Origin of the sequence: Butyricimonas sp. BSD2780061689_150309_C8 (assembly GCF_015560935.1) — a bacterium.
Lineage (GTDB): Bacteria > Bacteroidota > Bacteroidia > Bacteroidales > Marinifilaceae > Butyricimonas > Butyricimonas paravirosa.
In genome coordinates this window covers 26648-36989 of record NZ_JADMSV010000036.1, presented here as the reverse complement: position 1 = coordinate 36989, position 10342 = coordinate 26648, and the positions used below count along the sequence as shown (strand labels likewise).

Annotated in this window: 9 protein-coding genes; all 9 read right to left on the bottom strand. The window is 41.4% G+C overall.

Going from position 1 to position 10342, the window contains the following annotated elements; translation table 11 throughout:
• Positions 1 to 323 precede the first annotated feature (323 nt).
• The 9 genes from I2I33_RS18965 to I2I33_RS18925 all read right to left on the bottom strand — a co-directional run bounded on the left by I2I33_RS18965 (position 324) and on the right by I2I33_RS18925 (position 10339).
• Positions 324 to 842 (bottom strand): hypothetical protein, encoded by a 519-nt coding sequence (locus tag I2I33_RS18965; RefSeq protein ID WP_118305798.1) that lies wholly within the window; start codon positions 840 to 842, stop codon positions 324 to 326.
• A 10-nt stretch (positions 843 to 852) separates the two neighbouring features.
• Positions 853 to 1509 carry a hypothetical protein gene (locus I2I33_RS18960; protein ID WP_229128386.1) on the bottom strand — a complete coding sequence of 219 codons (657 nt, stop codon included), beginning with the start codon at positions 1507 to 1509 and terminating at the stop codon, positions 853 to 855.
• 2 nt (positions 1510 to 1511) lie between these two features.
• Positions 1512 to 3038: a RagB/SusD family nutrient uptake outer membrane protein gene (locus I2I33_RS18955; protein ID WP_087421666.1), complete on the bottom strand. Its 1527-nt coding sequence runs from the start codon at positions 3036 to 3038 to the stop codon at positions 1512 to 1514.
• A gap of 3 nt (positions 3039 to 3041) precedes the next feature.
• A complete protein-coding gene (locus I2I33_RS18950; RefSeq protein ID WP_229128385.1) occupies positions 3042 to 6578 on the bottom strand; it encodes a SusC/RagA family TonB-linked outer membrane protein in 3537 nt (1178 codons plus the stop codon).
• 101 nt (positions 6579 to 6679) lie between these two features.
• A complete protein-coding gene (locus I2I33_RS18945; RefSeq protein ID WP_087421664.1) occupies positions 6680 to 7849 on the bottom strand; it encodes a FecR family protein in 1170 nt (389 codons plus the stop codon).
• Positions 7850 to 7946: 97 nt separating this feature from the next.
• Complete coding sequence (locus I2I33_RS18940) at positions 7947 to 8528, bottom strand: RNA polymerase sigma factor (protein ID WP_229128384.1); 582 nt, start codon at positions 8526 to 8528, stop codon at positions 7947 to 7949.
• A 105-nt stretch (positions 8529 to 8633) separates the two neighbouring features.
• Positions 8634 to 9527: a tRNA epoxyqueuosine(34) reductase QueG gene (queG, locus tag I2I33_RS18935; RefSeq protein ID WP_087421663.1), complete on the bottom strand. Its 894-nt coding sequence runs from the start codon at positions 9525 to 9527 to the stop codon at positions 8634 to 8636.
• Between the two features lie 72 nt (positions 9528 to 9599).
• Positions 9600 to 9914, bottom strand: coding sequence for a metal-sulfur cluster assembly factor (locus I2I33_RS18930; RefSeq protein ID WP_087421662.1), 315 nt, complete (start codon positions 9912 to 9914; stop codon positions 9600 to 9602).
• 8 nt (positions 9915 to 9922) lie between these two features.
• Positions 9923 to 10339: a SufE family protein gene (locus tag I2I33_RS18925; RefSeq protein ID WP_087421661.1), complete on the bottom strand. Its 417-nt coding sequence runs from the start codon at positions 10337 to 10339 to the stop codon at positions 9923 to 9925.
• Positions 10340 to 10342: the final 3 nt, after the last annotated feature.

Genomic DNA, 10342 nt, shown 5'->3' with positions numbered 1-10342 from the left:
GTCTTTGATTCGAATGTGATACGTCTTTGAACCCTGCCTTCTCCCTCTCTTCAACGGGAAAACTACGGGAAATGGACCAGTACTCTACACTTAAGCTAAGGAAGGTCCGCAGATGGACTGGGGCAAGACCCCAACAATGATAATACTCGAACTCTCCAACTACACCCACCCGTGTTCATGTTATGTACATACTATGAAGATGCTATGTTCTTGTCCTAGCCCAGCGGTTAACAAGCGACGAGGGGACACCAAACAAGAACGGGGCAAAAGAGGTGATTGTATCTTGTAATCACCTCTTTCACTAATATCACCACACGTACATTCTATTTCACGATAATCGTAAAACAGTCATTCACATCCTGAGTATATCCTTCATTCGTAAAAGTCAGAGATATCCGATAACGCCCAACAGGGACATCACTATATACTGGCATAGAAAAAGTTCCGTCACCGCTGACTTTCAACACTTCCCACATTTTTTCCGCATTACCCAATTCCGTGGTAATACTTTTTATACTGACAAAAATAGGTCGAGTACCTTCTACCCCTTCTATCGGCGTACTCGTCCAAGGCCATCCGTACTTATCACGTTTATATTCATCTCCTCCTATTGTCGGATAAATACCATTCTGCACGCAATATTCCGGAGTATATCCATAATTATTTACATACATCTCAAAAGTCGGATTCGGTTCGGGAGGAGTTAGATCCAGCACTTTTTTCACAACCATAGAATCCATAGTATAACCCGCATATTCTGTCTGTAAATAACCGGGAGTAACATCCTGGCAAGCTCCCAGCAACATACACACTCCCATCATTAATATCAATATTACTCTCATAATCTTTCATTTAAATTTTTCCAAAATCATAACCATAATTCAAGGCATGAACTACTCCGTTTTTAGGTTGTATATTCGGTGTTGCTAAAGGAATCATTTTCCCGACGGTTACAGAATACAAGAACATCTCTATTGCCCCGGCCTCCGGAATTCCCTTATAAGTATCCCGTTCCAGATAAGCAATGACTTGATTCTCTCCTATGCAAGTAAAAGTTGTTCCTCCATCCTGTTCCTCCGCATATATTGCGTAGTCCATATTCCGAAAGCCGATATCCTCTTTCAAATATTTTCCCACGACAACATGTTTCAATATTAGTTCTCGACACAAATCAACAGGCATTTCCTCTATACTCTCATACCTCACCTCCGAAACTCCATCATATTTACAATCCATCAAATAACGATAAACAGCAAAAGAAGGTGGGGCAAAAAAAGTCATTGCCGGCACGGTATCCACTCTTCCTTCAAACAAATCCGTCAATCCCGCCCGTTCTATCATCTGTACCGTATACCCCCATTGCTCAGAATTTGAACGCAAGTACTCCATAATAGTACCGTCGTAATAAGGAGAAGCAACTCCTCCATCAATGACTTCTTGCTTAGTTGTGCATGCAAAACAAACGATACACATACTCAATCCTATCAATATTTTCTTCATATTCTTCATAACTATTGTCTTTTTAACCAATATAGATTCTGTCGCATCAAGGGATTTTCCTTAAAATCAATACTCTTATTCATCAAGAAGAAAGCCCCATCAATACAATCCTGTTGTGTCACCGTCTGATAACCTCCTTCCAAGAAAGAATGCACGTAATCCAATCCGTTCCGGATAATATCATAATAACGATACCCCTCTACCAGTAATTCTTTTTCACGTTCCCGGAACACCGTCATCTGTAAATCACCATTATCTTCAGAGGATTGATAGAGAGCCGCACCCGCCCGTTTCCGGATCGTGTTCAAATCTTCGATGGCTCCTTCGATTTTATCACCTCCTAAATGTACCCGACATTCCGCTCTCAACAAGTAGATATCAGCCAAACGCCACCAAATACGATTAGAATTGAAAGAAGCAAATTTCTTTTTAGTACCCGTAACCGTAATATTCACACTTCTCTCCTTATAAGGGTAAGCAAAACCACCTGTTATACTCTTATCCATGGCATCCATCCCGTCAAGATCATAGAAATAGGCATATTTTCTAGTATCCGCACCCGGATACATTTTCCGAACTGAAGTCGTGAATATACGTAATGTGAAATCTTGCACAACACCCGGGCCATATTCAGGACGCACGGGATAACCCACATAATCCGTACCCAGCGAATATACCCGTTTTCCAACCTCGTTATAATAATCTTTCATTACCGTTTCATAAACTCCTTCCTTGCTATTACCAACAAGTACCGAAGCACAAACCTCTTCCGGCGTAGCTACCAAGTCATATAAAGGAGATTCTATCACCTTGGTACAAGCTTTTTCAGCCATATCCCACAATTCTTTCTCATCATAATTCCGATCAACTTCAGCTGCAAAATACTTACCTCCGGCTTTCCAAGCACACAAATGAGCCAGTAAAGCATAGGCCGCACCCTGACAAGGTGTTGATTTTGAAAGCATCGTATTCCCGTTACAATCCGTCAGTTTGTCAAAAGGAGGCAAAATTTCGGCAGCTTTTTCAGCCATCTCTATCGCAAAATCACACACCTTCGGCCAAGGAGTTTTAGCCACGGGTTCCCAGTTAATTCCCCCTTTCTGCAAAATACAGTCACCCCAACGGCGTATCAAATCAAAATAAGCTAAAGCTTTAAAGAAGTAAGCCTGCCCTTTATAAAACTGTCTCCGTTCATTCGGCATCTCAACAACATCGACATGCGACAGCACGGTCTCTGCTCCCATAATCACCTGATACCAAGCTTCCCACAAATCAGCCGTCCCGGCTTCCAATTCCAACATCCGGGCACCCCTCCGTGATTCATCCGCCTCATCAGCATAAGCTCCTTTTTCCACTTGCAGCAAAGCATTCCAACATACCATATCCCGTACTCCCGCTCCAACACCGTATACTAATGCTTCAACATCCTTTTCTTTCGTGATATTTCCAAAAGTCAGGCTGTTCTCCGGTTCAACCCGTAACAGGTCCGTACACCCCACAAAGAACGACATACATAATAAAATTACTATCAATTTCATAACTTAAAATTTCAAGGTTAAACCTATTGTAAACTTTCTAGCAAGAGGATAATTTCTCCCGCTATCGATACCGGTTCTAATATCCACGATCTCCGGATCAATGCCTGAATAATTCGAGAAGGTCAGCAAATTTTCTCCACTAACAAAGAGACGTAACTGTTCAATCTTCCAATTCCGGATCAAGGAACGAGGCAAATCATACCCCAAAGTCACGGTTTTCAATTTTAACCAATTCACTTTTTCTACATAACGATCAATCACGCTCATTTCATTCGGAAAGAACTGCATCTGGCTATCGGCCTGCAATTTGGCATAATCCGAATTATCCCCCGGTTGTTCCCAGAAAGTGACATTCCGCACATCCATCAAAACAGGATGCTCCAAACCATTGTAATTAGGAATAATTGAACTTCCGGGAAGAGTATTGTACATATGACGTCCCAGCTGGTAAGCCCATGAGAAATTCAAATCAAATCCTTTCCATTTCAACTCACTAACAATACCACCGCTAATTTGAGGTAAAGCACTACCTAAATATACCCGATCACTACTCCCAATAGAACCGTCACCGTTTACATCCACAAATTTCAAATCTCCGGGTTTGTAGTACTGGATACCTCCCATTGGAGAACTCATGCCAACATTATTGTATACAATAGGCACCTCATCTTGACTGTTAATATATCCCTCCGTCCGATAACCATAAATCCCATTCAAAGCTTTACCGATAATTCCCCTGGAGTTATCTTTACCATTATATGATTTTTCATAACGATTCCAGACTTTTGCACCATTAACCGACACCCGCCATGAAAATTCGGGCTTTCTAAATATATCATATTTAACCAACAATTCGATTCCCTCATTTGAGATGGCAGCTGCATTCTGCCACTGAGAACCGAAACCGTTATGCTCTCCCGGCAAAGAGACCGGGAACAGGAGCTTATCGGTATAACGGTAATAATAATCCAAGGTAATTCCCAAACGATAATCCAGTAAATCCAGATCCAAACCGAAATCATACTGGTCTGTCTCCTCCCAAGTCAAATCTTGATTATACGCTCCTAAAGACCACGAGGGTTCCAATGTACTATTCCCTTCAAAAGGAGCACCATTTTGCATAATTCCCAATGCGAGATAAGCCGATTCAAAATGTTTCCCAGAACGTCCCCAGCTAGCCCGGATTTTACCGAAATTCAACCATTCTAAATTTTCCCGAATAAAACTCTCCTCGGAAAAAGTCCATGCTGCAGCAACGGAAGGGAAAGTTCCCCATTTCTTATGTTCCCCGAAAGTCGAACTTCCATCCCGCCGGATACTGGCTGAGAACAGATATTTCTTTTTATAGTTGTACTCCAAACGAGCAAAATAAGAAATCAGGACCTGTTCCGTCATATCCGAAAGGTAGTGCTGCAAAGCTATTTTACGGCTAAGCGTAGGTGTCAGTTGTTCATCCCCTAAATCCGGGAATCCCGGACGCACGTAATAAATCTGATCACTAGGAGAATTCTCCCCGCTTCCTCCATTATACTCGGTCTGATCATACTGATAGGACAGACCGGCCACCGCACTTATATTATGATTCTCGTTAATTGTAGTTTTATAATTCAATAAATTTTCATTCAATACCATCAAACTTATCCCGGTTTCACCAACACTCATAGACCGGTTGGTAGACATCAGGTAAGAGGGTGTAAAACCATTACGACGATTTAATGAATAGTCTGCAGCCAAGGAAGTTGACAATTGTAAACCTTTGATAATCTCATAGCCTAACTTGAAATTGGTTCTCAAACGAATTGAACGGTTTTTTTCTTTTATATTTTTCATCTGGTCGACAATATAGTCCCAAACAGCCGAACCTTCCCCCGGATATAGAGAACTAAGATAATAAGGGTCCCCCGGTACAACGCCGATCATCGGTGAACTCTGGAAACTAGAACTGAACGACCCGTATCCCTGTTTCCGATTAGCCAAAGAAGCGTTCAAGCGCAAATCCACGGTCAGTTTATCTACTGGAATTATGTTCATACTGGAGTTCAAATCTATTCGATTAAAACCGCTCCCTTTTAATATACCAGATTCATCGTAATAGCCTAACCCCAAGCTATAAGCGATTTTTTCCGAACCGCCATAGGACTGGATATTAGCATTCGTCACTTTCCCCTTATGGTAATACATCGGGAAAAAGTTCGTGGCATTATTATAGAAATCGTTCAAACTATCCTGGAAAAAAAGCCCATTTGAAGTAGAAGTAACCGGATGCATCAAAGCATCCATCGTTCCTCCGGGATGCAAGTAATTCTCCTCCCAAGTTTCAGGGTATTTATAACGCAAAGTTTCCATATCCAAATAAGCTATCAACTCTTTTCTCAATGCCTTTAAACGAAAATCTCTTTCATAACGCCCCACCATGATCGTCGGCAATTCCGGCAACACGCTCCAACTCTGTGAAACATTTACCGATAAAGAACTTTTTTGGTTTTGACGTCCCTTTTTCGTTGTCACGATAATCACCCCGTTGGCAGCCCTAGAGCCGTATATGGCTGCAGAAGAAGCATCTTTCAAAACTTCAATGGATTCGATCATATCGGGATTAATGTCTGACAACAAATTCGTTCCCGTGATCGGAGAAGTAAACGAATTCAATGGAACACCATCAACAACCCATAATGGATTAGAAAAACGTCTCTCCAACTCTATGTCTAAAGAGTTGTATCCCCGAATGGTTATCGCGGCTCCGCCACCTCCCGGGGCCCCGGAAATATTCGTAATATCCATCCCGGCAACCCTTCCTTGCAATAAAGTTGCAATATTCGGGGAGGGGATTCCTTCTAAATCTTCTCCCTTTACTGTGGATATTGCTCCTGTCATTTCACGACGGGTTGTCGTTCCGTAGGCTACCACAACCGCTTCATCCAACGCCTGAATATCTTCCTCCATAATAACCCGTAGGGTATCGGATTGAGCATTAAAAGTTACTATTTTCTTTTTAAAACCCACGAAAGAAAATTCCAACGTCCCACTCGTTACAGGCAGATCCATGGCGAACCATCCCCTTGTATCCGTCGCTGTCCCCAAAGATACACCTGCCACCTTCACCGTCACTCCGGGAATGGGATCTCTCCGTGTATCATACACGAATCCTTTTACCCGCAATGATTTTTTTTCTTTCTCCTCTTTTTGCACCAACATCACCACGTCCTTATCAAACAAAAAGGTAAATGGGGTTTCAGCCAACGCATCACGTAAAACATCTTTAACTTTCTTCTTTTCCGCATGAATGTCCAACTTGTCCATTTTCTCTAGTTGGTTCGTGTTATAAATAAACCGTAACCCCGTCTGTTTATGAATTTCATCAAATAACTGATAAAAACTCACGTTTTTCAAGTTCAAGCTAATCACCTGATCTTGTGCTACACTATTTGCAAATGCGGTAAATTGCAAAAAAAACATAAAAATAACACACAACCTCATGATCATCCAATTTTTTTTATGTGACTCATCCAAGATGTGCCACATGATTCTCTTTTTTTTCATACATTTGTAATTGAACTAAAATTAATACTGGACAGGTTCGGCTCAATTGAACCTATCTATTGTTTAATTGTAAGTGATGAAGAGGCTCATTTCTTCGTCACTTATTTTTTACTTATGACAACTGTTCGTCCATTCAGAGCAAACCGGGCATTTGAGGTTTTCTCCAAAAAGAAAAACAAATCCCTAATATCAGCATACCGTCTCATGTTACAATCAAACCGCAGATCCTTTAGACTTTCATCTTGAAAAAACACGGTTACATCATACCAACGAGCCATTTTTTCCATGATAGATTCTAACCGCTCGTTGACAAACACAATATTTTGATTTTTCCATGCGATATAAGGGTATATATCCACCTGATGTATTTCACTCTGCCCCGTCCGGGAATCCGAAACAGCTAACTCGTTGGGTGCCATCATTCGCTCCGGAGTACTTATATTCGCCTTAAACCCTATTGATCCGTTCACAAGAACAGTCTCAATATTTTGTAAATCGTAAGCATTCACGTTAAACTCAGTCCCATATACCTTCAACGAAAATTCCCCTGCACGTACGACAAAAGGCTTATCATTTTTTTTCGTAACACAGAAATAAGCATTTCCTTTCAATTTTACCTCTCTGAAATCTCCAGAAAAAAATACCGGATACTCTAATTCAGAGTCCGCATCCAACCACACTTTCGTACCTTCACTTAATGTCACAAAATATTCACCTCCTCGCGGAACGACAATTTTGTTATAAATCGGCTTTTCAACTCTCTTTGTAGATAAAGCATCATATTGTACTCCCATGACACTGTCGATCTTCAACACGGAACCGTCTTGCTCCTGAATCTTTTGTGTCGATTTTGTTAACTGAATTTGTTCACCCGTGGACAGAACTAACATTGCCTTTGATTGAATTGGCTTTATTTCCGAAACAACAAGTTTTTCAGAAACGACCTGTTTATCCTCTCGAATAAAAAAGAATAATGTCACAATCAATAACACTGCTATTGAAGCTGCCACTCCGTAATAAGGCGTCAGATTCCTTTTCTTTTTCAAAGAAGAGAATATTATCTTTTTTGCCTGTTCTTCCCGTATATGTACATCTTCTTGTACCCACCGGATTCGTAAATAATCCTTCATCAAAGATTCGTAAGCATTCCGATTCTCTTGACTCGCCTCCAACCATACACGCACATTTTCTTCTTCCCGCTCGTCTAATTCACCACTCAGAAAAGCAATTAACCAATCTTCTGTTTCGTGGTCTAGTTTCGTTTTTTCCATAGATTTGATCCTTTTTCATCTTATGTACAAAAAAGAGGATGAAAAAGTCTAGTGATTTTTGAAGAAAAATCATCAATTATCCAAAAAACATTAGTTTTTAACAATACCGGCAATAAACGAGCAAAAAATCAAGAAATCCTTCACGCCCCATTCGCTCTCGTAGTTTCCGTATAGATGTTCCTAACAAAGTTTTTACAGTAGAAACCGAAATATTGTAACGATCTGCCACTTCTTGATATTTCATTCCCTCAACAAAAACGCCATTCAATATTTCCCGACTACGATTCGGAAGAAGAGCAACTTCATCCATCACTTTAGCGATCAACTGGTCCTTCGAATCATCATATTCCTCAAACATACAATCGACACGTTCCACACTCACAAAACACGTGAATATATCACGTTTCGTCAATCGATTATAGCAACGATTTCGAACCAACACCCGCAAAAAAGAAGAAAGTGTTTCCGGCTTTAATTCCCGGTGAATCTCTTGATTCCACAGAGCGATAAAAAATTCTTGAACAACATCCTCGGCTACTCCGAGATCGTTCAAAAAAGTGTTAGCCCATGAAACCAAAGATTTATAATAAGCTTCGAATAAAAGCTCCATCCCTCGTTGATCACGAGCATTTAACAAATCACAAATTTCTTGATCTTTCACCGACCGCTGTCCCATCATAACAGATTGAATCCATTTTGATACAAAAATAAAATTTTTATCCGGGGAATCTATAATCAAGGGGAATTTTAGCAAGAAAAAAAACAATGTATAAATGATCCGAAATTACAAGTTGTGTTTTATCCGTTCCAAACCGGGCCTCTGGAGCGGCGATTCCTTAAATCGGACTTGAAATGTTTCCTCATCAAGTGCCAACCACTCTTCCCGGCTCATCCGCATCAACCATTCATTCGGGGAAAATTCCTCTACATGATGCAGTACGGCTTTCCGATTCCACGGACAGACCTCCTGACAGGCATCACACCCAAAAAAGCGATCTCCCATCTTTTTCTTTATTTCTGACGGGATGTCATCTTTTCTCTCGATCGTGTTATAAGAAATACAAAGATTGGCATTCACTTCATGCGAGGAAAGGGCTCCCGTGGGACAAGCCTCCACACACCGGTTACACTGACCACAAAAATTCCGCTCTTCGGGCAGAGAATACCTTGAAGGTTCAAAATCCGATATAATAACACCAATAAAACAATAGGACCCCAAACGAGGATGAATCAACAAAGAGTTCCGGCCAATCCATCCCAACCCGGCCCGTCGAGCCCACTCGTGTTCAAACACCGGAGCGGAATCCACGAATGCCCGGCCCGTAATCTTTCGTCCGCTCACTTCTTCCAGACAAGTATGCAATTTAAATAACCGGTCTTTCACCACCCGGTGATAGTCTTTCCCGTATGCGTAGCGGGCAACTACCGGAATGCCTTCCGATTGGAGTTTTGGAGTATAATAATTAGTCAGAGTTACAATCACCGAGCGGGCCCCTTCAACAAATAAAGCGGGATTCTCCCGCTTCTCTATATTATTCGCCATGTAATTCATTCCTGCATGAAATCCTTGTCCGATCCATCGCTCCAACCGCTCCCTCTCCCGGGATAAAACATCCACCGGAACAACACCACAGGCATCAAACCCGCACTCTTTGGCCTTTTCTAATAATGCCTCCATTTATGAAATTATAAGGTTTATAAAATTTGTAAGGTACAAGACAACTTTATAAACCTTACAAACTTTATGAACTTAAATATCAAACCCCAATTCCAACCGGGCCGTTTCGCTCATTCTTTCCGGAGTCCACATCGGTTCGAAAGTCAGGTTTACCGTGGCTTCATCAATCCCGTCGATCGTCAACACGACATCATGCACCTCCTGCACGATCTGGTCGGCAATCGGACATCCCGGAGCAGTAAGGGTCATGGTAACAATCACCTCGTTTTGTTTCGGGAATTCAATATTATAAACGAGTCCTAACTCCCATATATTCACCGGAACTTCCGGATCATAAACGGTAGATAATTTCTCGATCACTAAATCTTCCATTAAACTTTTTCCCATATCTCTCGTTATTTTCCCTCGTATGCCAAGGCGTAATACTTTATTTGTTTCACCATCGACAACAACCCGTTAGAACGTGTCGGTGACAGGTGTTGAGTCAAGCCGATCTTGTCGATAAAATCCAGATTAGCATTCACGATGTCGTGAGGCGTCTGACCGGAGAATACCCGGATCAATAACCCGGCAATACCTTTCGTGATAATGGCATCACTATCCGCTTCAAAATACAACTTACCATCTCGCAATTCGGCATGAAACCACACCCTGGACTGACATCCTTTAATCAGATTATCCTCCGTCTTGTGCGTTTCGTCCATCGCATTCAAGCCATTACCTATTTCTATCAGATAAGCATATTTATCCATCCAATCATCATACATGGAAAACTCATCCACGATTTGATTCTGAATCTCTTCTATCGTCATTGC

What these genes read in the sequence shown, in the direction of transcription:
- I2I33_RS18965 (WP_118305798.1), bottom strand. Translation starts at nt 842, where the DNA reads ATGAGAGTAATATTGATATTAATGATGGGAGTGTGTATGTTGCTGGGA.
- I2I33_RS18960 (WP_229128386.1), bottom strand. Translation starts at nt 1,509, where the DNA reads ATGAAGAATATGAAGAAAATATTGATAGGATTGAGTATGTGTATCGTT.
- I2I33_RS18955 (WP_087421666.1), bottom strand. Translation starts at nt 3,038, where the DNA reads ATGAAATTGATAGTAATTTTATTATGTATGTCGTTCTTTGTGGGGTGT.
- I2I33_RS18950 (WP_229128385.1), bottom strand. Translation starts at nt 6,578, where the DNA reads ATGAAAAAAAAGAGAATCATGTGGCACATCTTGGATGAGTCACATAAA.
- I2I33_RS18945 (WP_087421664.1), bottom strand. Translation starts at nt 7,849, where the DNA reads ATGGAAAAAACGAAACTAGACCACGAAACAGAAGATTGGTTAATTGCT.
- I2I33_RS18940 (WP_229128384.1), bottom strand. Translation starts at nt 8,528, where the DNA reads ATGATGGGACAGCGGTCGGTGAAAGATCAAGAAATTTGTGATTTGTTA.
- queG (WP_087421663.1), bottom strand. Translation starts at nt 9,527, where the DNA reads ATGGAGGCATTATTAGAAAAGGCCAAAGAGTGCGGGTTTGATGCCTGT.
- I2I33_RS18930 (WP_087421662.1), bottom strand. Translation starts at nt 9,914, where the DNA reads ATGGGAAAAAGTTTAATGGAAGATTTAGTGATCGAGAAATTATCTACC.
- I2I33_RS18925 (WP_087421661.1), bottom strand. Translation starts at nt 10,339, where the DNA reads ATGACGATAGAAGAGATTCAGAATCAAATCGTGGATGAGTTTTCCATG.